This window comes from Spirosoma sp. KUDC1026 (genome assembly GCF_013375035.1).
Taxonomy (GTDB): domain Bacteria; phylum Bacteroidota; class Bacteroidia; order Cytophagales; family Spirosomataceae; genus Spirosoma.
Genome location: NZ_CP056032.1, coordinates 5,141,455 through 5,166,308 on the forward strand (window position 1 = coordinate 5,141,455; position 24,854 = coordinate 5,166,308).

Sequence of the window (24,854 nt, forward strand, 5' to 3'; positions counted from 1 at the left end):
ACGCAAACACAACTCAAAATTTTGTGTAGAAATTATTACACAATTATTTATTTATCTATACATAAAATCAGTAAAATATTATTCTTCAACTGTCCATAAGCTTAGTTTTATGTACCATAGATAAATTTCATATAAGATATTATTAGGCATTTGGCACGTATACTAATAGATAGACTAAACCTCCTTTTCGGACTATAAAACTTTTAAATATTTAAATAATACAACTTACAGCACATCACCTACGTCTAATCAACTCTGTTTTACTTAAGCATTTATACTTATTTTATCTTTATAGGTTTCGACGCGTTTGATCGCGTCTGAATGATCGGTAAAAGATTGTAACTAATCTGTCCACCTGTTTTCTGAAGCTTCATTAATACAGCGTTTATAGCTGGACAGGCTTTGTTAGTTATGACTTTCAGGCGCTGAATTGGCTATACGTCTGTTAGGAAGGATGATGCCGGACAGTCTTCCCAGCTGAGATACCGGAGCTTACAGGCACGCTCAATTTTGTCAACGTGGGCAGGCAACGTAATGATCGAGCGACAAACTGGCTATCGCGTGTTTCATTAGTTTCACGAACTAGCCGACAAGCCTTAATTTGCCGGTGCTATGACATCAAAGCAACGTAGCTGGCAGGGCAGGCTGCTCCTGACCTTATTCCGGCTGGTCAGACTGCCCAAACTGGCACTGTACACAACCCGTTTTCCGTTCTATACGCGTGGTGATTTTCGTACGCCTAAGCGACTGAACTTTCAGCCGGAAACGCTGGCGGGGGTGCGTTGCTACTGGCTAAATCCAGCGTACTGCACAAACGGGGTTATCATTTATCTACCCGGCGGTGGCTTTGTGATCGGTCCGCAGAAGCGGCAATGGCAGTTGTGCAATAAACTGAGTCGGCAGCTGCAATACGCAGTGCTGTTTATACCCTACAACCTGGCACCGGACTATCCTTTCCCGACAGCACTGAACGCTATTTCAAACGTAATTCAGGAACTACAGCATCAGCAACGTCTGGGCAGTACCAGTAATTGGGTAGTAGCAGGCGATAATGCAGGTGGTAACCTCTGCCTCTCCGTGACGTACGCTCTTCATGCAGCAGGCGCTCAACTTCCCCGGAAACTGGTTTTACTATCGCCAGCGGTAAATCTGAGTCAACTCTGCCCCGACGATCAGCCAGTAACGGATGCGGTTTTGTCGATGGCTTTTGCGCAGTACGTCAGCGACGCCTACATCCGGCAGTCTGACCCACTCAATCCATTACTTTCGCCCCTCTACGGCGATGTGAACGTATTACCACTTACCCTGCTTTTGATTGGTACGCAGGACATTCTGGTGCACGAAGCCCGGAATTTTGTGCAGAAAATGCGGGAGGCCGGAAAGGTTATTCACCTTGACGAATATCCCGGTATGTTTCACGTCTTTATGCTACTAGCCTGGCTCCCCGAAGCTCGACGCGCTTTCCGGTCGATGGTTAAGTTTATTAATGAAAACCGAGATCCAATCCATCCTAAGCAGTATGGTGTTGTTACGATGGAAACTGCCTTGCTAATAGTTGTTCGACGCTTGACCTAAGCGGAGCAAGTTTATTAGTAGCAATATCCCATAGTAATTCCAAGTCAATCCCAAAGTATTCGTGCGTAACGAAATTTCTAAAGGCAATAATTTTACGCCACTCTACTTCGGGCATAGTACCTTTTAACGACTCTGATAAATGGTTAGCAGCTTCACCAATGATTTCCAGTTGTCGCTCAATGGCGAACCGAAGCATGGAATCTGTGTACAAAGTATCTTTGGAGCGGTTAGCCAGAAATTCCTCTACTTAGCCAATCGCCTGAAGAATGTGCAATAAGCGGGCTTTGTCATCAAGCGTTCTTTTCATAAATCAGTTGCTTTTCCCGATCGATGTATGGCTTGACGAATGGAGAAAGGCCATTGGCGCTTACTAGGTCAACTTTTTTGTGCAGTAATGCGGATAACTGCTCTTGCATATCCAGAAATCGGTAAAAGTCAGCCCCGTCCTCATAATCTAACTCGACAAGTATATCGATGTCGCTTTCAGGCGTCTGTTCAACCCGTGCCGTTGACCCAAACACGTATGCGCGTTTGACGGGTTGATGCTGAAAATAGGATGCGAGTTCTGAGAACATGAGCGAACTGATTGGCTGGAAAGTTATTGAAATAAGTCAGCTTTACTAATATAACTGGTTTCAAACGCAAATCGCCCGACTCCTTCACAGAAATCAGGCGATTTGTTATTGGTGTTACCTTTTAGTTCAGCACTTCTTTTCCCTGCGCCAGGGCCGCATCGAGACCCGACGAATCGGAGCCGCCAGCCGTAGCGAAGAACGGCTGCCCACCGCCACCACCTTTGATGTTTTTGGCCAGTTCTTTCACCACCTGACCCGCGTTCAGTTTGCGTTCCTGAATTAACGTATCAGGCAGCATAACGGCCAGTTGGGGTTTGCCGTTGATATCGGCCCCCAGTACCAACGCCAGGTTGTCAACTTTCGCTTTCAGGTCATACGCCAGTTGTTTCAGGGCATCGGCCGACGGTACGTCCACGCGCTCAATCAGACGAGAGTAACCCGATTCAACGGTTTCTATCTTATTCAGCAACTGATTTTTCACCTGCTGTACTTTTTCGTTCTGTAGAACTTCAATCTGCTTTTGCAGGGTGGCCCGCTCAGCCAGCAGATCCTGTACGGCTTTCACGACGTCCTTCGGCGCTTTAAGCACCTCTTTCAGTTCCGACACAATCGCCATCTGCTCGTTCACCAGCGTTTCAGCACCCAGCGCCGTTTTGGCCTCCACCCGACGAACGCCGGTCGATACCGATCCTTCGCCCGTAAATTTGAATAGACCGATGTGTCCCGTGCGGTAGACGTGGGTTCCTCCGCAAAGCTCAACCGAATAGTTCGGATCGAACGTTATAACGCGTACAAAATCACCGTATTTCTCGCCGAACAGGGCCGTAGCACCCATGCCCTTTGCCTGTTCGATGGGGACGTTCCGTTTCTCATCCAGCGGAATATCCTCCCGGATTTTCTCGTTCACAATACGTTCTACCTCGGCCAGTTGTTCGTCGGTTACTTTGCTGAAGTGCGAAAAGTCGAACCGCAGAGCATCAGGACCAACGTACGAACCTTTCTGCGCGACGTGTGTACCCAGCACCTCGCGCAGGGCTGAGTGCAGCAGGTGCGTCGCCGAGTGGTTGCTGGCGGTTAGGCCACGACGAGTGGTGTTGATTACGGCGTATACCGAATCGGCTTCGGTCAGCAGATCATCAATGCCCCTTACGTCTTGGACGATATGAATTACCAAGTCGTTCTCTTTCTTGGTGTCCAGTACGGTTAACGTACCAATCTGGTCGGAGCTGGCAAATAATTCGAGTGTACCCGTATCCCCTACCTGACCACCAGATTCAGCGTAAAACGGCGTTTTGTCCAGCACGACCTGAATCTGCGTTCCCTGTTTGTTCTGAATCTTGCGATACTTCACAATCTGGGCGTAGGCTTCGGGCTGATCATACCCAACGAACTGTACTTTGTCGTCCAGCTCCGTTAGTTCGATCCAGTCGCCCGCCGACATGGCAGCATCCTTACGCGACCGAACTTTCTGTTCCTGCAACGCTTTCTGGAACCCTTCTTCGTCGATTGATAGGCCTTTCTCGCGGGCGATCAACGCCGTCAGGTCAGCGGGGAAACCGAACGTATCGTTCAGTTCAAATACCGTTTCACCGGCAATCGATTCGCTGCCACTGGCTTTCGTATCCGCAATGATCTGGTCCAGACGACCCAGGCCCGTTCCCAGCGTACGCAGGAACGCAATTTCCTCTTCCCGAATCACCGTCGCTACAAAATCGCGCTGAATGTTCAGTTCGGGAAAAACGTCGGCAAACTGCATCGCCAGCGTTGGCACCAGCTTGGTCATGAACGGCTCGGTCATGCCCAGGTACGAATAGCCATAGCGAATGGCCCGGCGCAGAATCCGCCGGATCACGTAACCCGCTTTGCTATTGCTCGGCACCAGTCCATCGGCAATGGCGAACGACACAGCCCGGATATGGTCGGCAATCACGCGCATCGCTACGTCCTGCATACCCGTACCAGCCGAGTAATTCACACCCGACAGTTCTTCGATGACGTTGATTGTGCCCGAGAAAACGTCGGTATCATAGTTCGATTTTTTTTGCTGGATGGCCATACACAACCGCTCGAAGCCCATACCCGTATCAACGTGGCGGGCTGGCAGCGGCTCCAGCGACCCATCAGCCTTGCGGTTGAACTGCATAAATACCAGGTTCCAGATCTCAACGACCTGTGGGTGGTCGGCGTTGACAAGTTCTTTACCCGGCGTTTCGGCTACCTCTTCGGCAGAGCGCAGGTCAACGTGAATTTCTGAGCAGGGACCGCAGGGCCCCGTATCGCCCATTTCCCAGAAGTTGTCTTTCTTGTTGCCGTAAATGATCCGGTCTTTACCAACAATTGGCTCCCAGAGGTCAAATGCTTCCTGGTCGAACGGAACATTGTCTTTTTCGTCGCCCTGGAAGACCGATACATACAGCCGGTCTTTGGGCAATTTGTAGACCTCGGTCAGCAATTCCCAGGCCCATTGAATCGCTTCTTTTTTGAAATAATCACCGAACGACCAGTTGCCGAGCATTTCGAACATGGTGTGGTGATACGTATCAAAACCAACGTCTTCGAGGTCATTGTGCTTCCCCGATACCCGTAGGCACTTCTGTGTATCGGCGACACGCTTTGACGGGGGCGTACCATTGCCCAGAAAAAAATCCTTGAACTGAGCCATACCCGAGTTATTGAACATCAGCGTCGGGTCGTTTTTGGCGACGAGCGGGGCCGAAGCAACAATCAGGTGTTCTTTTGATCGGAAAAATTCAAGAAAATGACGGCGTATTTCGTGGGAAGTCATAGCAAACAAAAGAGCGTAGCGTTTCCTGGTTGTCAAGGCATTAGTCCACCAGAAACGACCGCTTAATAAACAAAATTAGTGTATCGCAAAATTACGGCAAAACTTGCATGTTTAGAGGAACGTCAGCAAGTTTGTCAAATGAATGGGTCGGGGAAATTGTATTACGGGATCAAAGAGGTAGCCGATATGGTCGGCATCAATATGTCGAAGGTCCGTTACTACGAAAAGAAGTTTCCGTCCTTTAGCCCCAAAGTAAATCCGGATTCCGGCGAACGGTCCTACACGCTGGCGAACATCGACCACCTGCGCGAAATCCTGGACCTGGTTGATAATCAGGGCATGACCTTGCAGGGAGCGCAGAAATATCTGGAAAACCGTAATGTCCGTCGTCGCGAAAACGCCCGCGTTACGGCCAAACTTGTTGAAATTAAGGATTTCCTGCAGCAGCTCCGCGACTCGCTCGACGAGCTGCCCCAGGCCGAGGCTCAACCTGCTGAGCCTTCGTAAGCGCTTTGCCTGGCAAGGGAAGTTAATTAGCGCGGTAACCCTTTGATCACAATAATCTGGCTAGCCTGGTTTTCGCCCGCCCGCTTCGAGCCGCCATCCACACCCCGGTAGCGATTACCCACCCAGGTATGCGCCTGCAGACCGACGGTGAACGTATTAGGGACGCCAATTACGTCCGATACGTCGATCATACCGCTGATTTCCCAGCCGCCAATCCGCGACGGAGCCCCAACATTGTATTTGGCCGCATCAGCTTCGTTCCGGCGATGATCGATCATAAAGACCGGCTTCAGTTCGCCCGTGTTCAGATTAAATTGGTACAGGTATGCATCGTGCGTTTCGTTGCCATACCCGTTTGGGTCTTCCTGAATGTACGCGTAATTCTCTGTTACGGTGATGTTGTCCGGGTCCTGAAACGTTTTGGCGACACCGTTCCGGTCGTCGCCATCCAGCATCACCTCGAGCGCACCTTTTGTAGGATCGGCAGCATCCAGCGTAATCCGGTAAATCCGGCCGTACATGGATCGGGAGTAGTCGGCGTTGGGTCCCCCAATGCCCTGCCCCGTCACGGTGAAAAACACCTCGCGAGCGTTGGTCGCTTTGTTTCCTTTCCGGAAATCAACATCCTCAACCCGGCCAAATTTAAGTGCCTGCAGTTCGTTTACCCGACCGTTGATCTGGTTGCCCGTCAGCGTTTTGTGGTTCTCGATTTTGACGAACTCAACCGGGTATTTCGTCCCGACTTTCATGTCCATCTCTTTCTGATTACCGTCGGTACGCTTCAGCATGTACAACGTCCCATTTTCCAGATCACCGACAGTGTTGGATACATACATGGCCACCTGCCCACCCGTCACGTCGGAATTATCTTCACCGATGATGATGACAGTCTTTCCGGGAAAAGCCAGTTGCGGCAGCGGGACCGCGTTTTCGGAACTCCACCGCCCCAGGCCCGCTACCTCTTTGGACGTACTGGCCGTACTGACATCAGCGTATGGATTAAGCGCGTGAATGCGTGACTCTTCTCCGCTTTCGCCAGAGGTCAGAAAGGTTGGTCCAAAACCCTGTACCTCGGGCGTAACCATTGTAGCCGAACACAAGCGCCACTGACTCCCGTCAGAATTCAACAGGTATTCGCCTTTGACGGGTTTGAATGTTTTGTCCAGTATCAGCCGTGACACGGAGAAGTTATCTTCGTGATTTACCAGCATGGTATACGTGCCATCAGTGTTTTTCAGCAGTCCTTCGCCATCCGCCGACCCGCCAAATACGTACGATGGCGACTGCTTCAGCGTATCGTCACTGCTGATGAGCGAAAACAGGTCAACGTTCTCAAAGCCAGGCATCAGTTTCGCCAGCACGGGCGTTACCGATTGATTCTTGAGCACAACATCGGACTGAACAACGCCGGGTTCGGCCCGGTCGCCACAGGCAGCAATGCCCAATAAAATACCCGCCATTACTGACGGCAAACAGACTTTTTTCAATTGCATGACCTGGTTGACACTATCGCTGCCGACTTCACTGCTGGTACCGGCACTTTCTATACCTACCTTCTAATAACAAAATAAAGTCTGAAACACAAAGTCGCTTTATGATGTGCCTAAATATACGTAAACTGGCTCATTAATCCCTACCGTACGCTTCGTGACTCATAACTTACACCAGGTCGCCCTGACGCTCGTTCCCGGCGTGGGTAGTATCCTCATTCGCCAATTAATCAGTTACTGCGGATCAGCCGCCGACGTATTCCAGGCTCCCCTTGGTCGGTTGTTGAAGATTCCGGGAATCGGCGAAGTAACCGCCCGTGCCATTCATAAACCCGACGTACTGACTACCGCCGAGCAGGTAATCAAACAACTGGAAAAGCTGGATGCCCATAGTTTATTCTTCACCGACAAAAACTACCCGGCCCGGCTGAAAAATCTGTACGATGCGCCCGCCATGCTGTATTTCCGCGGCTCTGGTGACCTGAATGCCCCCCGGACCATTGGCCTGGTTGGCACCCGGCAGGCTACCGATTATGGCCGACGGATCACCGCCGACCTGATCGAAGCACTCGTTCCTTATGGCGTTACGGTTTTTAGCGGTCTGGCCTACGGCATCGACATTGCCGCGCACCGGGCTAGCCTGACCAGCGGGTTACCCACCATTGGCGTTATGGCCAGCGGTCTTGATATTATTTACCCGAATATCCACCAGAAAACGGCGCAGGAAATGCTTGTCCAGGGTGGTTTACTTACCGAAAGCACCCCCGGCACTAAACCCGACGCGCATCTGTTTCCGGCCCGAAACCGGATTATCGCCGGGCTCAGCGACGCCGTTGTAGTAGTTGAAGCAGCGGCAAAAGGAGGAGCGCTCATCACGGCGGAGTACGCCAATAACTACCACCGCGATGTGTTTGCTGTACCCGGCCAATTAAACCAGGCATTTTCGGCGGGCTGCAACAAGCTGATCCGGGAAAATAAAGCTCAGATCTACACCAGCCCACGCGACCTGATCGAGGCCATGAACTGGGATGCGCCCGTAACAGAGCCGTCGCCCAAAGGCATCCCACCTGCTTTACCGCTCGACATTACGGAGGAAGAAAGTCAGATTCTGGCCTTGCTTCGCCAGTCTGCTACGTTGCACATTGACGATCTGAGCTGGCAGGCGCAGATTCCGATGAGCCGTCTGGCGTCGGTGCTGCTCAATCTGGAGTTTCGGGGCTTTGTTCGATCGCTGCCGGGGAAGACGTATGCCCCAGTCTATGCGTAGGCATCTCGTCTTTCAACGCCACTCCCGACAGGCGTCGCGACTTCATTTCGGTGAGCAGGTAAAGCAGTTTCTGAGCAGCCAGCTCATAGGGGTAGCCTTCCGGCCGTATGTTCGACACGCAGTTCCGCAGTTCATCGGTCATGCCGGGTCGAGCCTGGTACGTCAGGTAGGCCCCCAGACTGTCGGGCGAGGACAGCCCCGGACGTTCGCCGATCAGGACCAGCAGTAGTTCGGCCCCAAAAGCGTGCGCAATTTCGTCGCCCACCGCAACGCGCCCCTGCTCGACGACGCATAGCGGAGCAACCTGCCAGTTCTGCGACCGGAATAGCGGCAGTAAACTAGTCAGCAGGGGAACAACATGCTGCTCGATCGCAAAAGCCGATAAGCCATCGGCAATGACGATACATAGATCGACAACGGGCCTTTTATCCAGCTCGGCCAGCCGTATCATCGACCCATAGGCTAACTGTCGACCTAAATCAGGGCGTTTCAGGTATGTCTGTCGGTCAGTGGCTTGACTGTGGAGCAGCAGGGCATCAGCTTGCAGGGCGTTCAGACTGGTCAGTAACGTATCGGTAGCCAACTGGGCATGAACAGCGTCGCGGGCGCGAGCGTGATCGAGTTGAAAATGAAGCAAGGCGCTGGTTGTGAGACTATGACCGGTTCGTCCCTGCGCAATACGGGCCGCCGTATGCTGACTCAGGAACGCCCAGGGATCGCTCATATCCAGCCTGTCGGTGGCCTCGCTCATTGCTTTTGTTGATTAACGACCTGAATCAGTTTGTACCGGTACGATGAGCCGTCCGTTGGTGGATCAGGAATAACCTCCCGACTTACCTGTATTGTATAACTGTAACCGGGTTCATGTATGAACCCTTCTATTGGATCATAGAATAATTGCCACTTCGATGCGTCATTCTCTTTTACCCGCAGGCATTTTCTCGGCCCTACCCCCACACAATCCTGATACTGACTATCGATTTGCAGCGTAAGCGTTTCAGGATCCACCGATTTATCGCAGGCTGAACCAGCCAGAAGCAAGAGCAATGTGAGTACTCGTATAATAGCCATAACTTAGAATGAGGATACAGATTCTACCAGACGATGACCCGATTGAGCTGGCAAGAGTTGCAATTGATCATTCATAATGCCCATCTGCAGCAGCCACTGCTCAAATTCCGGCGCTGGTCGACGGTTCAGCACATTCCGAAGATAAAGTGCATCGTGGAAGGATGTACTCTGGTAGTGGAGCATAACATCGTCGGCACCGGGTACGCCCATAATGTACGTAACGCCAGCCGTACCGAGCAGCGTCAGCAGCGTATCCATATCGTCCTGATCGGCCTCGGCGTGGTTCGTGTAACAAATGTCAACGCCCATTGGTAGCCCCAGCAGTTTCCCACAGAAATGGTCTTCCAGGCCGGCGCGAATAATCTGTTTACCATCGTAGAGATACTCCGGTCCGATGAATCCCACGACCGAGTTGACCAGCAACGGCTCAAACGCCCGCGCCACGGCATAAGCGCGTGTTTCGGCCGTTTGCTGGTCCATGCCGTGGTGCGCATTGGCCGAGAGCGCACTCCCCTGCCCCGTTTCGAAGTAGATGACGTTCTGCCCAACGGTGCCCCGATTGAGCGAGCGGGTCGCTTCTAGTCCCTCCTGCAACAACGCCAGACTAACACCGAACGACGCATTAACCCCTTCGGTCCCGCCGATGCTTTGAAATGCCAGATCGACGGGAGCGCCCTGTTCAATGGCCTGAATGGTTGTGGTTAGGTGGCTCAGTACACAGGTCTGCGTCGGAATCGCAAATCGCTCCCGCACGGTATCGAGCATATTCAGCAGTTGAACCGTCGTCTGCACGTGGTCGGTGGCAGGGTTGATGCCAATCACGGCATCGCCGGAACCGTATAGCAGTCCATCGACCAGACTGGCCGCGATGCCGCGCAGATCATCAGTAGGATGGTTTGGCTGTAAACGTGTTGACAAGCGGCCGCGCAGCCCCAGCGTATTCCGGAACCGGGTAATGACTTCACACTTGGCGGCTACCGTAATCAGATCCTGGTTGCGCATCAGCTTCGATACAGCCGCGGCCATTTCGGGCGTCAGGCCCATCTGCAGACCGGTCAGCGTCTGGGCATCGGCTTTTTCGGAAAGCAGAAAATTACGCAGTTCGCCGACCGTCTGATGCCGAACTAGTGAAAAAGCTGATGCGTCGTGCGAATCGATAATCAGCCGCGTTACGTCGTCCTGCTCGTAAGGCACAACGCTCTCATTCAGAAAGGTTGTCAGCGGCAAATCGGCCAGCGCCATCTGGGCCGCTACCCGTTCCTCGGCCGTTTCAGCCGCCACACCCGCCAACTGATCCCCCGACCGTAACGGAGTCGCCCGCGCCAGTAGCGTTTTCAAATCTTTGAATACGTAATTTTTCTGGCGAACGGTATGGCGGTACGGCATACGGACGAGTGAGGTACGTAATGGGACTCAGAGTAGAGAAGCCTATGTGGCAAAAAATTTCCCCTGACAGGTTTTCGATGGCCTATCAGGGGAAATGAATTGTTAACGGGTTTTTGTTTTCGGGCCGGCTTTCGGCGACTCCGGTACGAACGGAATAACCGGTTCGGGAACCAGCTCCGGCTCGGTCTGTCGATTGCGGGTGGCCCGGAAGATCACGAACGCGATCAGGGCAATCAGCAGTACGTTAAAGATAAGGTCAATGGTATTACCGAGTGTATTCAGCGGTGGGGAAAACGTGAACTCAATCGTGTGCTTCCCGGCCGGAATCCGCATGGCGCGCAGGACGTAGTTGGCTCGTAGGTGCGGAGCCGGTTTGCCATCAATGGTTGCCTGCCAGTCTTCGTTACCCCGGTAATAGATTTCGGAGAAAACGGCCAGCCCATCTCGGGTAGCATTCGCCTGATACACCAGTTTGTCGGGCCGGTAGCTGGTTAACTGAATTGTGCTGCCAGTATGATCCATAACGGCAGGTAGGTTACCCAGTTCCGTGGCAAACCGCTTATCAACTACGGCAGAATCGCGCGTACTCAGCGTTTTCATAGCGGCAATCTCTTCGTCGGCGTTGTTTACCTGCCGCACATTACCCACAAACCAGGCTGCCCCCATCACTTCCGGATTCGGCAGCGCGACGGGTCCCGACTGCTGCTGTGGGTTGGCGGGGTCGGGCTGGCCTCCCTGAATTACATACTTCGCATTCAGCATGTTCAGGATATTGAGCGTATTCGGCTGGAAGGCGTACGTAACCAGCTCCTGATACCGGCGCAGTTTAGCCGCGTGGTACCCACCAATCGACCGGTGGAAATACGATGTCCGGTTGCTGTTCATGAAGTCAACCGTCTGGTCGAACACCCGGTATCCCAGCGATTTATCCTGCAAAATCTGCTCGTCGGCGGGCGTTGGCTGGAACACTTCGGCAACTTGTGTCTTCGATACGAAGTCGGCATTGTTCAGGAACCGTTTGTCGACACCAAACAGATCGACGACCAGCAGCGCCAGCAGTACAGGATAGAAAATCCCCGCTTTGATCTTATTCGTTACAAAGGCCCAGACGGCCCCGGCGGCCAGTACGATGAAGATAAACGACCGGATGGCGTCACTACGTAACAGCGCCTGTCGATCTCGGATCAGTGCCGTCTGGAAATCTTTAGCAGCCTCGCCGAAATACCGGCTTAGGGAATCCAGATCAGTGGGTGTCTGAAACGAGAACAGCGAACCGCCCAGCAGTATCAATACCAACGCCAATCCGCCCGTCAGCGCGAAGCTGATCAGCAGCGGTTGCTTAATCTGCGCGAACGTCAGTTTCTGGTTGACGATTGTCTGAATACCCAGAGCCGCACCAATACCGAGGAATAATTGCGCCAGACAGAGCGCCATGGTCATTGCCCGGAACTTGTTGAAATACGGCAGGTAGTCGAACAATGTATAGTTGACAATAGCCAGATTTTTTCCCTGCGCCAGCGCAATCATCAGGACAGCCGCGCTGAGCAGCCACCAGCGGATGGGCGTCCGGATTACGAACATGCTGAGAACAAATAGGAACAGCAGCACCGCTCCCGCGTAGGCCGGTCCACCTACCATAGGCTGATCGCCCCAGTAGGTAGGCGCTCCTAATTCTGCAAACTGCTTGGCCGAAGCCGGATCAACCCCTTTTTCGGTCAGCGTTTTATAAAATTCTGAATCAGTTGACAAACCACCGCCCGACGAACCACCAAATGCGTTTGGCACGAGCAGGGTCAGCGTTTCGGCTTTACCATAGCTGTAGCTGAACGCATAGTCTTTGTCCAGACCGCTTTTCGCTACGTTCCCTGCCGATTTGCCGTCGGGGTTGGTCGTCTTTTCGGTCAGTTCCGATGTACCGCGGATGGTTTCTTTGGTGTACTGATTCATGATCAGCAGCCGTTTACCGAAACTACCAGCCGCTAATACCCCCGCCAGCACCAGAACGGTCAGGCCCATCGCCAGCCGCCTGGTCTGTCCTGCCCTCACTAGCGCAATGCCTTCGATCAGAACGTAGAGGCCAATGGCCATGAACAGGTAGTACGTAATCTGGATGTGGTTGGCCCCCAGCTCCATACAGAAGAAATAACCTGTCAATGCAGCGCCGAGCCAGTAGCGCCCCCGCAGACATAATATCACCCCCGCCAGGATACCTGATCCATAAGCCATGGCGTAGATTTTGGAAATGTGCCCCGCTTCGAGGCTGACGATACCAAAGGTTCCGAAGCCATAGGCAATGGCGCCCATAGCCGACAGCCAGGGATTACAACCCAGCACAACCAGCAGCAGATACGTACTGAGCATCAGCACGAATACGACGTTTGCGGTATTCGGTAATACGTTGATAACGGCCATTGTGGCCTTATACACCCAAATGTTTGGGTAATTAAAATCGATCATGTACCCGGGCATCCCGCTAAACACGGCGTCGGTCCAGAGCGGTTTTTCGCCAGTTTGCTGGGCAATATCCCGGATTTCGCGGGCCGACGCGGTGCTTTGCTGCACATCGGCCATGGACAAAGTTTTGCCCTGCATAACCGGCGAGAAATAAGCAATGGCCAGCAGCAGTAGCCCCAGCACAGCAATCAGGTGCGGCAGAAAGTTGTTCCGCTTATGCGGTTGAGAGAGGGTTGGTTGATTCATACAAAAAACTGGTACGTAGCCCAAAGATAGAGGTTTACGCGCAAATGGGGGGAAGCCGTCTTCGGCTATCTAGTAGTTCTAAACGCAGCAGTTGGGTGCCAGATTGCTTCAGCCGGGGTTACCAGCCCTATTAGTTGAGGTATGTCTGCGCATACGCCAGCAGGAACTGACGGATCTGACTGTCATTGACGCGCAGTTGCTCCGCCAAAAGCTGTTTTTTTTCCCAGTATATTTTCAAACTCTGCGGGTCCGTTACGTCGATGGCGGCAATAGCGTTCGTCAGTTGCTGAACGGCTTTTTCCCGCTCAATCTCCTCGTCCGGTTCCAGATTGGTCCGGTCGGTTTGGTCGTCCAGTTGCCGACGTAACCGATTCCGGTCCCGCAGCCGCTGCCGGTATTTTTTTAATTCCTCCGCATACGCATCGCCTATTTCCTGCATCTGCGCCTGAATCTGGGCATTCTTCTGTGCGAGTTGGTGGCACATAACCTGCGGGGGCGTTTTCCTGAAAAAGTCGCTTAAATCACTCATAACGGTACGGGCTGTTGAGAGAATGAAAAGGCCGGGCAGACCAGCGGTAAAATACGAATAAAAAAATAGCCGAACCCCGTTTAGCAGGGTTCGGCTGGCAAATAAGTTTTTTTCCGCGTTAGACCGAAAGAATGTCTTTCTCTTTGGCGACGAATGTTTCGTCAACCCGGGCGATAAACGAATCGGTCAGTTTCTGGACGCGCTCTTCACCAATCTTCACGGCGTCTTCCGATACGCCGTCTTTCGTCAGTTTACGGATACCGTCGTTGGTGTCTTTTCGGATGTTGCGCACATTCACTTTGGCCACTTCGACCTCCTGCTTTACCCGCTTCACGAGGTCACGACGACGCTCTTCGGTGAGGGGAGGAACGCTGAGCCGGATCTGTTCGCCGTCGTTATTGGGTGCCAGGCCAACGTTCGAGTTACGGATGGCTTTCTCTACCTCACCGATCAGCTTCCGCTCGAAAGGTTTCACCACAATCGTACGGGCGTCGGGCGTTGTTACCGAGGCAACCTGATTCAGGGGCGACATCACACCGTAATATTCGACCTGAATACCATCCAGCATCTGGGTACTGGCTTTACCGGCGCGGATTTTGGTCAGTTCAATGGATAAGTGCTTCAGCGCTTTTTCCATCGTGTCTTTTGCATCGTCGAGATATAGCTCGATCTCTTCCATTTTTCTGTACAGTTGAAACGTTATGAGTTGTAAAGCTGGATAGGTTATGGTCGTAAAAGTCTACGATTGCCGGCTTTCCGAAAGGCCGGTTAACGGTAAACTCGATAACCCGGACTCTTTACTGCTCTTTTTTCGACGAAACCAGGGTTCCGGTTTCGCTGTCGCCCATAATTACTTTCATCAGGCTACCCGAATCGTTCATGTTGAAAACGATAATGGGCAGGTCGTTTTCCTGGCAGAGCGTAAAGGCCGTCAGGTCCATTACGTTCAGCTTCTTCTCGTAAACGTCCTCGAACGAGATTGTCGTATAGCGCGTTGCGGTTTTGTCTTTCACCGGGTCGGCGGTGTAGATGCCGTCGACTTTCGTTCCTTTCAGGACAACATCGGCTTCAACTTCGATAGCCCGCAGACTGGCCGTCGTATCCGTCGTAAAATAAGGGCTGCCGGTACCGGCCCCGAAGATGACGACGCGTCCTTTTTCCAGGTGACGTACCGCCCGGCGACGAACGTATGGTTCGCAGACCTGCTCCATTTTGATCGCCGACATAACGCGGGTGTACATGCCATGCTTTTCGAGCGAACTCTGGATAGCCATTGCATTAATAACCGTAGCCAGCATACCCATGTAGTCACCCTGCACCCGGTCGATTCCGGATCGTTCGCCCGAAACTCCCCGGAAAATATTTCCTCCGCCGATGACAATAGCAACCTGAACCCCCAGATCAACTACCTGCTTGATTTCCTGGCTGTATTTTTCCAATACGGCTGGGTCAATGTTGTAGCCACTAGGGCCCGCCAGCGCTTCTCCACTCAGTTTGAGCAGGATCCGTTTGTACTTTGTTTGCGATGTCATGAAAGGGAATTTTGCGGCAAAGATATGGAAAAGGCCGAAAACCGGAACAGGCACTCAACCGGAAACCGAGGGATTGGCTACGTCTCTCCCGACATAACCATTCGCTTACTGACCTTTTGCGCTCGATGACCATAAACGGGCAGGGCCGTAGTTTCGATCGAAACTACGGCCCTGGATTTATCACATCAACTGTCAATTAAACGGCAACGACTTCGGCGTACCGTTCTGACACCTCGTCCAGCACCGCGCTGGTTTCGGCATAGGTATCCGTTGTTACCAGGCGCTGTCGAAACGGTTTGAAATCGGGTAAGCCCTTAAAATAGTTGGCGTAGTGACGACGCATTTCGAACAGACCAACAATCTCACCTTTCCAGCGGATTGAAAAATCAAGATGCTGCCGGCAAACGGCAACCCGGTCCGCAACGGTCGGTGCCGCCCGGTGTTCGCCGGTACGAACAAAGTGTTTGATTTCATCAAAAACCCAGGGGTGGCCAATGCTGGCCCGACCAATCATGACACCATCGACCCCGTAGCGATTTTTATATTCCAGCGCTTTTTCGGGTGAGTCAATATCCCCGTTGCCAAAGATGGGGATTTTAATCCGGGGGTTGTCTTTGATACGCCCAATGAGTGTCCAGTCGGCCTCGCCTTTGTACATCTGCACACGCGTCCGGCCGTGAATTGTCAGCGCCTGAATGCCGATGTCCTGTAGTCGTTCGGCTACATCTTCCACGTTCTTGGTACTGTCGTCCCAGCCCAGCCGGGTTTTCACCGTTACAGGCAGGTGCGTAGCCCTCACAACGGCGTCGGTCATACGTACCATTTTGGGTATATCCTGCAATAAGGCCGCTCCCGCTCCCCGGCAGGCTACGTTCTTGACCGGGCAGCCGTAGTTAATATCAATCAAGTCCGGGTTAGCCCGCGTGGCAATTTCGGCACAGGAACCCATCGTTTCTACGTCCGAGCCAAAAAGCTGAATGCCAATGGGACGTTCGTACTCGAAGATGTCCAGTTTCTGCACGCTCTTGGCCGCATCCCGGATCAACCCTTCGGACGAAATAAACTCAGTATACATTAAATCGGCCCCATTTGCCTTGCAAACCGCCCGGAAGGGCGGATCGCTGACATCCTCCATAGGGGCCAGCAATAGCGGGAAATCCGGTAGTTCTATATTGCCAATTTTAACCATAATGCTTTCAGTCAGATACGTTGCGAACGAATAGTGGTCGGTTATCCCGTCCCTGACGCTAAGGTTTTAGCACAATCCCAAGAGCCAAATAGTTCCTTTTTGCGGATTATGGGAATGCTTCAGTAAATTTACGCCAAATATGCCATCAATCTACGTACCAAATCATACCTCTCCGCAGCCCCCAACCCTTGGCGGGTTGATCATGCTCATTGGTTTCGTACTAATCGGCGGGGTGCTCAGTACTTTACTGATTCTACTGCTGATTATGGTCAGTCAGGGCTTTGGGCCCGCCGAAGCCAGAGACTACATCACAACGTTGGCGGCCAATCCGGTTTCCATAAAAGACGGGTGGTACACACTCATGATGCTCCAGGCCGTCAATCACCTGGGTACATTTCTGCTTCCCTCCCTGCTCTATTGGTATGCCGTTGAGCGCCAGACCTGGTCGGTTTTCAACCCACACCCGGTCACTAGTCTAACGGTTCTGGCCGTCGTAGCCGTTATTGTGGTGGCTTTTATGCCCTTCGACGGGCTCATCATCGACTGGAATCAGAATGTGCACCTCCCCCAGACGATGGCCCCGCTGGAGCAGTGGATTCGGGACAAGGAAAAAAGCCTGGAAGGCGTTACCAAATACCTTACGACGTTCAACAATCCCGGCCAGCTGCTGATTGCAGTACTGGTCATTGCCGTTATCCCAGCCATTGGTGAAGAAACGCTTTTTCGGGGTATTCTGCAGCGTAACCTGACGTACTGGACAGGCAACGCCCACGCCGGTATCTGGATTGCGGCCGCCCTGTTCAGTGCGATCCACGTCCAGTTTCTGGGCTTTGTTCCCCGGATGCTCCTAGGCGCGTTGTTCGGCTACCTCTACCTCTGGTCGGGCAATCTCTGGGTGCCTATTCTGGCTCACTTTGTCAACAATGGGTTCACGGTGCTGATGGTTTATCTGTACCAGCAGAAACTAATTTCGATGGATATCGAGAGCCCTGATACGGTGCCGATTGCTACGGCGCTGGCGTCGCTGGCGCTCACGGCTGGCCTGCTCTATTATTTTCGCCAACTTAATCAGAAAGATAAGGTTCATTCATCAGCCAACCCCTGATGGCGCAGAGTTTCCTTTTCTAAACTGACCGAATTACGTGCAATCATCAATGACTGAAAACTGGGAATCAATTTATACGACCCCTCTCCCTCACCGGGCCGAGCTGGCGAAAGCGCTGCTGCTGGAACACGACATTCCCGCCGTTGTGATCAACCGGCAGAGCAGTAGTTACCCGGCAGTAGGATTAGGTAAAAGTGAAGTACACGTCATGGGCAAGGATGCCATTCTGGCCAAAGTAATTCTGGAGAATGAAGCAACGTTTAGCTAGTATGAGTAACCTCCAGCAACGGGTCATTGCGGCCATTGTGGGGGTTCCGTTTATTCTGTTTATGATCTGGTATGATGCCTGGACCTTTGCGCTCCTGTTCTGCGTCATCAGTGCCCTCACCCAGCGGGAATTTTATCGGCTGCTGGGCCTGGACGGCTTTGAGCCGCTAACCGCCTACGGTACGTTGGTTGGCGTCATGATCTGCGTCCTGGCCTATTTCATTGAAACGGATCAGATTAGTATGGGCAATTACTTTCTGATTTGCCCGGCCTCGTCGATGATCTTCCTGATCAAGCTGTATAAAAAACGCGATATGAAGCCGTTCACCAACATTGGCTTCACCTTCCTGGGCATTATTTACGTTGCGATGCCGTTCGCGCTGCTGATCATTCTGGCACTCCGCAATAGCTCATTTCACCCCATGATCATTACGGGCTGTCTGCTCCTGCTATGGGCCAGCGATATTGGGGCCTATTTTGCCGGTACGTACTTTGGTCGCCGAAAGCTGTTTGAGCGGGTATCGCCCAAGAAATCCTGGGAAGGGGCGCTGGGTGGCGCGGCCGCTGCGGGCCTGATTGCGCTGGGCCTTGCCTTCTATGCCCCCGAGCTACGGCCCTGGCAGTGGTACTGCGTGGGCGGCATTATCGTCGTGACGGGCACCTACGGCGACCTGGTCGAATCACTTTTCAAGCGTAGCATCGCGATCAAGGATTCGGGCAGCAGCATTCCCGGTCACGGGGGTTTCCTCGATCGCTTCGATGGGCTCCTGCTGGCCGCTCCCTTCATCATTACGTTCCTGAAGCTATTCGCCTGATTTGACCTTGTACAAAAACGGGTTCTTGTTGGCGTCAACAAGAACCCGTTTTATTTGCTCAGCGCTTTTCGCCGAGCAACTCAGCAACTTTCTTGGTTAGTTCTTCCCCATGGAGATTATCACCTTGAATTTTACCTGATTGGTCTATCAAAAAAGTGTGTGGAATCCCAATAACAGCGTACTTCTCCATTATCTGGCTTTGGTCTGTCGCCAATAATTGAAGACCAGGCGGACTATGCCGCCTAATCGCCTGCTGCCACTGAGCGGGGTCTTTGTCTAGAGAAACGCTAATGACTTCCAGCCCTTCCTTTGCATACTGGTTGTAAAGTGCTTTCAATGAAGGCAATTCTTTGATGCAGGGACCACACCAGCTCGCCCAAAAATCGAGCAGTACTAGTTTATTGCTTTTACGAACCGAATCCAGACTACTGGTTCCTCCTTTACTTGTTGGCAGTACGAACAGTGGGGCATCTACACCAATAGCTGTTTTTTCCCGCCCTGCTGCCCGTTTTGCCATTTCCTGTTCCAGCGCCTGAAACGTACGATACGTAGCCAGTTGAGGTCTGAACTCATTGAGCATATTCACGACATAGGCATCATCCATACCCGATTCCTGCAATAGGTGTAAATTAAAAAAAGTGTAGGGCTTCTGTTCAATTATTTTCCGATATCGAGTGCCATAAGAGATGCTTACCGAGTCATTCTGTTTCATTAACCGATTAAATAGCACCGTATCGCCTTTTTGGGTCGCTGCCTTCCGCTGCTCGAAGAGCGTGATTAACTGCTCTCGAATCGGGTCGATGAATCCCGAGTTGTAGCTTTCCCATTGATCATGCAGCTTGGAGCCAGATACCTGAGCGGTCCCTTTGTCTTTCAATTTCATGCGGATTGGTGACGCTTCTAAAAAGACGGGGTAGCTCAGATCGTCAGTATTTATCCTGATCCAGTACAACCCGGGATCTTCCAAAGCTCCTTTGAACGTAAACTGTCCCTGCCTGATACGGGTAGAGTCAATCGCTACGTCATTTTGCTTAAGCAAATACACAGTTCCGGTTACAGATGGAAGAACCTCCCCCATCAGGGTAAACGTTTGCGACTGTTTTGTCTGGGCCATCGCAGCATGGGCAAACAGCCCTGATAAAAGCAGCGACGTATAGAACCCTAACCTGAACTTATTCAGGTAGAATATCGAATCAATAGTCATTGTGTAAACGGTTTAAGGTGCGTGATACTATTATAGCTAGAAGGCTTTGCTAAAGTAGCAAAGAGTCAACTAGATAAAAATAGTTATATTTATAAACAAAAAAAGGCTATCAAATGGCCTATTTTGGCGGCTATTCTGTCGTTACTCAGCAGTGGTAACGTCGCTTAACCTCTCGGCCCGCTCCTTTAATTATTCTTAAATTATTGAGGTAAATGCGGCTGACCTGTAAATCATTCGTTATTTTGTGTGGTTAAGTAGAAAAGGGCCTGTTTCCAGGTCGGTCGGCATGAAGCAAATACGAATTTATGTACTGCTGGGGCTGAGCCTGTTGCTGTTGGCGGGTATGTTCACCAAAACCCGCGCACAGGGCCAGGAGCGGCAGATAACGTTTACGGGGTTTATCACGGGAGGTAAGTCAAACGAAGCCCTGCCCGGTGCTTATATCTACATTCCCAAAGCTGGACGTGGCGTCTTATCGGCGCCCAACGGGTATTTTGCGCTGCCCGTTTTTCCCGGCGACAGTGTCATTTTCAGCTATGTGGGATTCCGGACACAGTATCACATCATTCCCCGCCGAATAAGCGATCAGACATACTCGGCCGTCGTAGCCTTGCAGGAGGACGTGAAAACACTGGCCGAGGTAAAAGTTTATCCTTATGCCACCGAAGAACTATTTAAGGAAGCCTTCGTTAATTTGACTCTGCCCGACGAAAAAGAGCGGCAGAACCTGGCTAAAAACATGGACCCGGCCGCCATAATGCGGCAGGCCGCTACGATGCCGATGGGCGCCTTGGCTAATCACCAGAACTTTGTCAACAATCAATTCTTTGGGCGCGAATCCATCATTGGACGTAGCCAGGTCCCTACGTTTGCCTTCACGAACCCGTTTGCGTGGGCCAATTTCATTCGATCCGTTAAGCGAGGTGATCTGAAAAACAAGGAATGGCGAAGTGAACTCAACAAGGCCCCCCGCGAGAACGTATCCCGAAAAGATATTTTGCTACAGGATAGCAACTGATAGCGTAGTTTTATAAAAACACAAAGAGGTCGCTCGTTTCAGGCGACCTCTTTGTGTTTTTATATGGACGCAGACGACCAGGTTTTGAGGGCAAGCTTATTTCCGTCAAAAACGCCGTACGTTTTGGCATGTACCCATTCGCCCAGGTTAATGTACCGGCTTGTGGAAGAAACGGCCAGATCAAGCGGTAAATGCCGGTGCCCGAATACATAGTAGTCATGGTGTTGAACGGCCTCAACTTCGTGACAGTACAGCATGAGCCACTCGCGGTCTTCGCCCAGAAATTCCTCTCCTTTTTCTTCGTTGCTGATCCGGCTCCGGCGCGACCAGGCCTGGGCTAGTCCAATGCCCCAATCCGGGTGAACGTAGCGGAACAGTCGACGAGCCAGACCACTTTCAAATACGCGTTTTAAGCGTTTGTAGGTGTAATCGCCAGGTCCAAGACCATCGCCGTGCCCAACCAGAAACTGCTTATTTCCGATTTTATACGCTCTGGGTTCGCGATAGACCGGAATGCCCATTTCCTTGGTGAAATAATCACTCATCCACATATCGTGATTGCCCGTAAACAGCTCGATACGTATACCGGCGTCGGTCAGTTCGGCCAGCTTGCCCTGCAACCGGATAAACCCCTTGGGAATGCTGCGTTTGTACTCAAACCAGAAATCGAATACGTCGCCCACCAGAAAAATGACCCCGGCATCGGCACTGACCTGATTCAGCCAGGCAACAACTGCCTGTTCACGAATACGGCTTTGTTCGGGCGATGGGGCACCCAGGTGAAAATCGGATGCGAAATACGCTTTCTGGCCGGAAGCCAGCGGAATGGTGTCAATTGTGGACATGCAGCAAAATAATCAGCCACAAACTTACGGAGCGATCGGGATGCTAGCACGCCCGCTGGCTAGCGATCTTTTGAATTTAAGGTCTGGTAGCCCAGTCGGTCAAAATATAACGCGTCTAAACATCCAACCGGCGAAGTTTGTATCTAATGAAATACTAATTTTGGGTTTTCGACGATACATCATGAAAATTAAAACTCTATTACTGGTTTTACCCGCTCTTTGTCTGGCCTGTGGAACGAGCAGCAATACTGATGACGCCAACGACGCAGCCGGTACAGGAAGCCCCGAACTGGCGAGACGCGTAGTCGGTGTTCAAATCCTGAGTACAGAAGGCTATTACCAGGAGCCTTGCCACATGCTGGGTGAAGAATACATCCGGGGCGCCTTTGGTGTAGCAGAGGATGTTGCGATCACCGAAGGGCACGAAGAAGAAGGTTGTTCGTTCGAGTGGGCTGGTAACAAAGTAGATTTATCCTTTGTGGGCCAGCGTCCGTTTGAATCGATTTTCCGCGCTGAATACGAGTTCGACGTTCGTTATCAGAACAAACCTAAGGCGGCAGAGGCTCCTATTGAGAAGCCGGAACCCGTAGCGATGGAAAACCCAGAGCAAACAGCTACAGCCAGTGCTGATGCAAAAACGGATGCATCGGCAGACGGAGCAACCGAATCTGACTCGGTATCGCTGCCAACGCCAATGGCCGAACCAGCCGTTAATACAGGTCGGTTTGCTGCAGTTACGGGCCTGGGCGACAAAGCGGTGTGGGATGCTAACACGGGTACGATGCACGTGCTGTACATCAACCACATTTTCAGCGTACGCGTAGAATCGAAAGATTCAGCGGCTACCCGGAAAGATCGCGCCGAATCCATTTCGGAAGCGATGCTGGAAAAAATCTCTGAAGGGGAATACAAGAAATTCCTGTAAGAAACAAAGTTGCTTATATGGCGAAGGGGATGCGGTTTTCGCATCCCCTTTTTTTGCGCTCTGTATTAACTGCAACACAGCAGTTGCCCGGCGAATTATCCGGTTAGAAAGGGTACATAAAAAAGGCCTGCACAGAAACTGCGCAGGCCTGATAGACTACAAACCAACTTTTGCCAGGCAGAAACCCTTTGGTAAGGAAAGCAGGAATTAACCCATTACTAATCAGGCAAATTCATACTTTTTCCTTAAATCGGTCCTGCCAATGATTACCGAATTTTTATCTCGAACGGTAGACGAGCCTGGATTCCTTCCAGGGTTTTGAGCTTTTTCAGATAGGTTACGTACGGAGCCAGCTCGCCAAGCTGCGCCTGAATTTTGGTTTCTTCACCGCCCGTCAGCGACGTAATGATTTGCTCGATAAACGGTTTTTTACGCGGCTGGTATTTCAGGCGATAATCACCCTCCTTCAGTTTAGCCGACCGGGCTGCCAGTTTAACGGCATCGTCCAGCCCACCCAGTTGATCGACCAGGCCAATGGCTTTACCCTGCGATCCCGTCCAGACCCGGCCTCCGGCAATGGCACGGATACTATCAACGGGAATTTTGCGTCCGGCTGCAGCCTTGCTCGTAAATTCCGCGTAGATCTGCTCGGTCCGCCGTTGCAGCGACTGTTTCTGGAACGGGGTCATTTCGTGCGTTGTCGACGGAAAATCAGCGTTTTCGTTCGTTTTCACCCGATCAAAGCTGACGCCTAATTTGTCTTTGAAGAAGTTTTCGGTGTTGAACAAAAGAGAAAAGACACCGATAGACCCCGTGATGGTATTGGGTTGCGCTACGATTTTGTCGCAGCCCATCAGCATGTAATAGCCCCCCGACGCAGCGTAATCAGACATCGAACCAATTACTGGTTTCGCTTTGCGGGCCAGTTCTACTTCGCGGTACATTACATCCGACGCCAGCGCACTGCCCCCACCCGAGTTTACGCGCAGCACAATGGCTTTTACATTATTGTCCAGACGAGCCTTTTTCAGTTCCTCTACAATCGTTTCTGAGCCGATGTTGTTCTCGCCCCCTTTGCCCGATACAATATCACCGGAAGCAACAATCACGGCAATCCGATTTTTACTGCTGTTGTCCGTTTCGCTCGTATCCTCAGCATCCTGATAATCTTTCAGCGATACGTAGTTAATCTTCTTTTTGGCATCAACGTCCAGTTGTTTATGCAGCAGGGCGTCCAGTTCGTCCTCGTACGCTACGTTCGTAACCAGTTTTGTACGCAGGGCGTCCTTCGGCTGCTCAATTGTCAGATTGTCGGCGTAGCGTTTCAGCGAGTCAACCCGCAGGTTACGGCTCTGCGCGATCCGAACGAGCATGTGATCGTTGATAGAATTCAGAAACGATGTCACCTGCCGTTTGTTGGGTTCGCTCATGTTTTCGCGGATGAACGGCTCAACAGCGCTTTTGAATTCACCTACGCGGAAAATCTCCGGTTTCAGGCCCAGTTTATCCAATGTTCCCTTGAAGAACGTTAACTCGGCATCCAGCCCGTTCCATTCCATATCCCCCGCCGGATTGAGATACACCTTATCGGCAACCGACGCCAGGTAGTAGCCTTTTTCGTCCATTGTTTCGGCGTAGGAATAGATGAACTTCTTCGACTGTTTGAAGTCGATCAGGGCGTTACGAATCTCTTCAACCGAGGCCCATCCCGCCTGGGGATGTTCACTTTTCAGGTAAATACCCTGAATGTTGTCGTCGGTTTTGGCTTTCAGCAGGGCCTTTTTCAGTTCAACCAGACCAACTGCATTACTTGGACCGCTAAAGGCGCCAATCTCAGCGAACGGATTTTCGCTGCTGCGCTCTTCGATCGGATCATCAAGATCAAGTTTCAGTACCGAGTTGCTTTTGACCTGCGTTGAGCGGTTTGACGTCGATGACACCGCGGCACTAAACCCAATCAACAGGAAAAACCAGATGACCGAAAACAACACTAAGCCAACGATAGTGGCCAGAACATATTTAAAAAACTGTCGCATGAGTCACAGGACTTGGGTGTATCAATACACGAT

At 51.8% G+C, this 24,854-nt stretch carries 23 protein-coding genes; 8 read left to right on the forward strand and 15 right to left on the reverse strand.

Translation table 11 applies throughout. From position 1 onward, the window contains the following. Window positions 1-612 precede the first annotated feature (612 nt). Window positions 613-1,575, forward strand: a complete 963-nt coding sequence (locus HU175_RS21570; protein WP_176568536.1) for an alpha/beta hydrolase — start codon at window positions 613-615, stop codon at window positions 1,573-1,575. Here HU175_RS21570 and HU175_RS25155 read toward each other — a convergent pair. From HU175_RS25155 to alaS, 3 genes are all read right to left on the reverse strand, one after another. Beyond that, complete coding sequence (locus HU175_RS25155) at window positions 1,529-1,771, reverse strand: DUF86 domain-containing protein (protein ID WP_410528569.1); 243 nt, start codon at window positions 1,769-1,771, stop codon at window positions 1,529-1,531. The genes HU175_RS21570 and HU175_RS25155 overlap by 47 nt on opposite strands. A 94-nt stretch (window positions 1,772-1,865) precedes the next feature. Continuing rightward, entirely contained in the window at window positions 1,866-2,150 is a 285-nt protein-coding gene (mntA, locus tag HU175_RS21580) for a type VII toxin-antitoxin system MntA family adenylyltransferase antitoxin (protein ID WP_176568538.1), read from the reverse strand. 121 nt (window positions 2,151-2,271) lie between these two features. Next, window positions 2,272-4,935 (reverse strand): alanine--tRNA ligase, encoded by a 2,664-nt coding sequence (alaS, locus tag HU175_RS21585; RefSeq protein ID WP_176568539.1) that lies wholly within the window; start codon window positions 4,933-4,935, stop codon window positions 2,272-2,274. Between the two features lie 138 nt (window positions 4,936-5,073). Between alaS and HU175_RS21590 the strand changes: the two genes are divergently transcribed. Continuing rightward, window positions 5,074-5,442 (forward strand): MerR family transcriptional regulator, encoded by a 369-nt coding sequence (locus tag HU175_RS21590; RefSeq protein ID WP_176568540.1) that lies wholly within the window; start codon window positions 5,074-5,076, stop codon window positions 5,440-5,442. A 26-nt stretch (window positions 5,443-5,468) separates the two neighbouring features. Here HU175_RS21590 and HU175_RS21595 read toward each other — a convergent pair whose 3' ends face one another. Continuing rightward, window positions 5,469-6,935: a PhoX family protein gene (locus tag HU175_RS21595; protein WP_228724240.1), complete on the reverse strand. Its 1,467-nt coding sequence runs from the start codon at window positions 6,933-6,935 to the stop codon at window positions 5,469-5,471. 154 nt (window positions 6,936-7,089) lie between these two features. On the opposite strand from HU175_RS21595, the gene dprA reads away from it, so the two are divergent. Next, window positions 7,090-8,199, forward strand: a complete 1,110-nt coding sequence (gene dprA / locus HU175_RS21600) for a DNA-processing protein DprA (RefSeq protein WP_176568541.1) — start codon at window positions 7,090-7,092, stop codon at window positions 8,197-8,199. Here dprA and eutC read toward each other — a convergent pair. The 8 genes from eutC to dusB form a co-directional block, all read right to left on the reverse strand. Then, a complete protein-coding gene (gene eutC, locus HU175_RS21605; protein ID WP_176568542.1) occupies window positions 8,132-8,950 on the reverse strand; it encodes an ethanolamine ammonia-lyase subunit EutC in 819 nt (272 codons plus the stop codon). The two genes, dprA and eutC, sit on opposite strands and share 68 nt — an antisense overlap. Beyond that, window positions 8,947-9,270, reverse strand: coding sequence for a DUF4377 domain-containing protein (locus HU175_RS21610; RefSeq protein ID WP_176568543.1), 324 nt, complete (start codon window positions 9,268-9,270; stop codon window positions 8,947-8,949). The genes eutC and HU175_RS21610 overlap by 4 nt, the downstream gene beginning before the upstream one ends. Before the next feature lie 3 nt (window positions 9,271-9,273). Next, on the reverse strand, window positions 9,274-10,656 hold the full coding sequence (locus HU175_RS21615; protein WP_176568544.1) for an ethanolamine ammonia-lyase subunit EutB: 1,383 nt from the start codon (window positions 10,654-10,656) through the stop codon (window positions 9,274-9,276). A 102-nt stretch (window positions 10,657-10,758) separates the two neighbouring features. After that, window positions 10,759-13,356: a YfhO family protein gene (locus tag HU175_RS21620; RefSeq protein ID WP_176568545.1), complete on the reverse strand. Its 2,598-nt coding sequence runs from the start codon at window positions 13,354-13,356 to the stop codon at window positions 10,759-10,761. Between the two features lie 130 nt (window positions 13,357-13,486). Further along, complete coding sequence (locus HU175_RS21625; protein ID WP_176568546.1) at window positions 13,487-13,885, reverse strand: hypothetical protein; 399 nt, start codon at window positions 13,883-13,885, stop codon at window positions 13,487-13,489. Between the two features lie 118 nt (window positions 13,886-14,003). After that, entirely contained in the window at window positions 14,004-14,564 is a 561-nt protein-coding gene (gene frr / locus HU175_RS21630; RefSeq protein ID WP_176568547.1) for a ribosome recycling factor, read from the reverse strand. Between the two features lie 118 nt (window positions 14,565-14,682). Further along, on the reverse strand, window positions 14,683-15,417 hold the full coding sequence (gene pyrH, locus HU175_RS21635; RefSeq protein WP_176568548.1) for a UMP kinase: 735 nt from the start codon (window positions 15,415-15,417) through the stop codon (window positions 14,683-14,685). A gap of 196 nt (window positions 15,418-15,613) precedes the next feature. After that, window positions 15,614-16,606: a tRNA dihydrouridine synthase DusB gene (dusB, locus tag HU175_RS21640; protein ID WP_176568549.1), complete on the reverse strand. Its 993-nt coding sequence runs from the start codon at window positions 16,604-16,606 to the stop codon at window positions 15,614-15,616. Window positions 16,607-16,745: 139 nt separating this feature from the next. Here dusB and HU175_RS21645 point away from each other — a divergent pair, with 139 nt between their 5' ends. From HU175_RS21645 to HU175_RS21655, 3 genes are read left to right on the forward strand one after another with little or no spacing between them, the layout of a single operon-like run. After that, window positions 16,746-17,711 carry a CPBP family intramembrane glutamic endopeptidase gene (locus HU175_RS21645; protein ID WP_317167763.1) on the forward strand — a complete coding sequence of 322 codons (966 nt, stop codon included), beginning with the start codon at window positions 16,746-16,748 and terminating at the stop codon, window positions 17,709-17,711. A 49-nt stretch (window positions 17,712-17,760) separates the two neighbouring features. Further along, window positions 17,761-17,979, forward strand: a complete 219-nt coding sequence (locus HU175_RS21650) for a putative signal transducing protein (RefSeq protein WP_176568550.1) — start codon at window positions 17,761-17,763, stop codon at window positions 17,977-17,979. Continuing rightward, on the forward strand, window positions 17,960-18,793 hold the full coding sequence (locus HU175_RS21655) for a phosphatidate cytidylyltransferase (protein ID WP_176568551.1): 834 nt from the start codon (window positions 17,960-17,962) through the stop codon (window positions 18,791-18,793). The genes HU175_RS21650 and HU175_RS21655 overlap by 20 nt, the downstream gene beginning before the upstream one ends. Before the next feature lie 58 nt (window positions 18,794-18,851). Here HU175_RS21655 and HU175_RS21660 read toward each other — a convergent pair whose 3' ends face one another. Then, the gene (locus HU175_RS21660) at window positions 18,852-19,997 is read right to left on the reverse strand and encodes a TlpA disulfide reductase family protein (protein WP_176568552.1); all 1,146 of its coding nucleotides are present in this window, start codon (window positions 19,995-19,997) and stop codon (window positions 18,852-18,854) included. Window positions 19,998-20,283: 286 nt separating this feature from the next. On the opposite strand from HU175_RS21660, the gene HU175_RS21665 reads away from it, so the two are divergent. Then, window positions 20,284-21,015, forward strand: coding sequence for a carboxypeptidase-like regulatory domain-containing protein (locus HU175_RS21665; protein WP_176568553.1), 732 nt, complete (start codon window positions 20,284-20,286; stop codon window positions 21,013-21,015). A 59-nt stretch (window positions 21,016-21,074) separates the two neighbouring features. On the opposite strand, the gene HU175_RS21670 is transcribed toward HU175_RS21665, so the two are convergent. Next, complete coding sequence (locus HU175_RS21670; RefSeq protein ID WP_176568554.1) at window positions 21,075-21,860, reverse strand: UDP-2,3-diacylglucosamine diphosphatase; 786 nt, start codon at window positions 21,858-21,860, stop codon at window positions 21,075-21,077. Between the two features lie 181 nt (window positions 21,861-22,041). Here HU175_RS21670 and HU175_RS21675 point away from each other — a divergent pair, with 181 nt between their 5' ends. After that, window positions 22,042-22,785, forward strand: a complete 744-nt coding sequence (locus HU175_RS21675) for a hypothetical protein (RefSeq protein ID WP_176568555.1) — start codon at window positions 22,042-22,044, stop codon at window positions 22,783-22,785. A 266-nt stretch (window positions 22,786-23,051) separates the two neighbouring features. Here HU175_RS21675 and sppA read toward each other — a convergent pair whose 3' ends face one another. Next, window positions 23,052-24,821 (reverse strand): signal peptide peptidase SppA, encoded by a 1,770-nt coding sequence (gene sppA / locus HU175_RS21680; RefSeq protein ID WP_176568556.1) that lies wholly within the window; start codon window positions 24,819-24,821, stop codon window positions 23,052-23,054. Between the last annotated feature and the right edge of the window lie 33 nt (window positions 24,822-24,854).

What these genes read in the sequence shown, in the direction of transcription:
- HU175_RS21660 (WP_176568552.1), bottom strand. Translation starts at nt 19,997, where the DNA reads ATGACTATTGATTCGATATTCTACCTGAATAAGTTCAGGTTAGGGTTC.
- dusB (WP_176568549.1), bottom strand. Translation starts at nt 16,606, where the DNA reads ATGGTTAAAATTGGCAATATAGAACTACCGGATTTCCCGCTATTGCTG.
- HU175_RS21665 (WP_176568553.1), top strand. Translation starts at nt 20,284, where the DNA reads ATGAAGCAAATACGAATTTATGTACTGCTGGGGCTGAGCCTGTTGCTG.
- HU175_RS21655 (WP_176568551.1), top strand. Translation starts at nt 17,960, where the DNA reads ATGAAGCAACGTTTAGCTAGTATGAGTAACCTCCAGCAACGGGTCATT.
- frr (WP_176568547.1), bottom strand. Translation starts at nt 14,564, where the DNA reads ATGGAAGAGATCGAGCTATATCTCGACGATGCAAAAGACACGATGGAA.
- HU175_RS21590 (WP_176568540.1), top strand. Translation starts at nt 5,074, where the DNA reads ATGAATGGGTCGGGGAAATTGTATTACGGGATCAAAGAGGTAGCCGAT.
- HU175_RS21670 (WP_176568554.1), bottom strand. Translation starts at nt 21,860, where the DNA reads ATGTCCACAATTGACACCATTCCGCTGGCTTCCGGCCAGAAAGCGTAT.
- pyrH (WP_176568548.1), bottom strand. Translation starts at nt 15,417, where the DNA reads ATGACATCGCAAACAAAGTACAAACGGATCCTGCTCAAACTGAGTGGA.
- HU175_RS21615 (WP_176568544.1), bottom strand. Translation starts at nt 10,656, where the DNA reads ATGCCGTACCGCCATACCGTTCGCCAGAAAAATTACGTATTCAAAGAT.
- HU175_RS21625 (WP_176568546.1), bottom strand. Translation starts at nt 13,885, where the DNA reads ATGAGTGATTTAAGCGACTTTTTCAGGAAAACGCCCCCGCAGGTTATG.
- HU175_RS25155 (WP_410528569.1), bottom strand. Translation starts at nt 1,771, where the DNA reads ATGCTTCGGTTCGCCATTGAGCGACAACTGGAAATCATTGGTGAAGCT.
- HU175_RS21610 (WP_176568543.1), bottom strand. Translation starts at nt 9,270, where the DNA reads ATGGCTATTATACGAGTACTCACATTGCTCTTGCTTCTGGCTGGTTCA.
- HU175_RS21650 (WP_176568550.1), top strand. Translation starts at nt 17,761, where the DNA reads ATGACTGAAAACTGGGAATCAATTTATACGACCCCTCTCCCTCACCGG.
- HU175_RS21570 (WP_176568536.1), top strand. Translation starts at nt 613, where the DNA reads ATGACATCAAAGCAACGTAGCTGGCAGGGCAGGCTGCTCCTGACCTTA.
- eutC (WP_176568542.1), bottom strand. Translation starts at nt 8,950, where the DNA reads ATGAGCGAGGCCACCGACAGGCTGGATATGAGCGATCCCTGGGCGTTC.
- mntA (WP_176568538.1), bottom strand. Translation starts at nt 2,150, where the DNA reads ATGTTCTCAGAACTCGCATCCTATTTTCAGCATCAACCCGTCAAACGC.
- HU175_RS21675 (WP_176568555.1), top strand. Translation starts at nt 22,042, where the DNA reads ATGAAAATTAAAACTCTATTACTGGTTTTACCCGCTCTTTGTCTGGCC.
- HU175_RS21620 (WP_176568545.1), bottom strand. Translation starts at nt 13,356, where the DNA reads ATGAATCAACCAACCCTCTCTCAACCGCATAAGCGGAACAACTTTCTG.
- HU175_RS21595 (WP_228724240.1), bottom strand. Translation starts at nt 6,935, where the DNA reads ATGCAATTGAAAAAAGTCTGTTTGCCGTCAGTAATGGCGGGTATTTTA.
- alaS (WP_176568539.1), bottom strand. Translation starts at nt 4,935, where the DNA reads ATGACTTCCCACGAAATACGCCGTCATTTTCTTGAATTTTTCCGATCA.
- sppA (WP_176568556.1), bottom strand. Translation starts at nt 24,821, where the DNA reads ATGCGACAGTTTTTTAAATATGTTCTGGCCACTATCGTTGGCTTAGTG.
- HU175_RS21645 (WP_317167763.1), top strand. Translation starts at nt 16,746, where the DNA reads ATGCCATCAATCTACGTACCAAATCATACCTCTCCGCAGCCCCCAACC.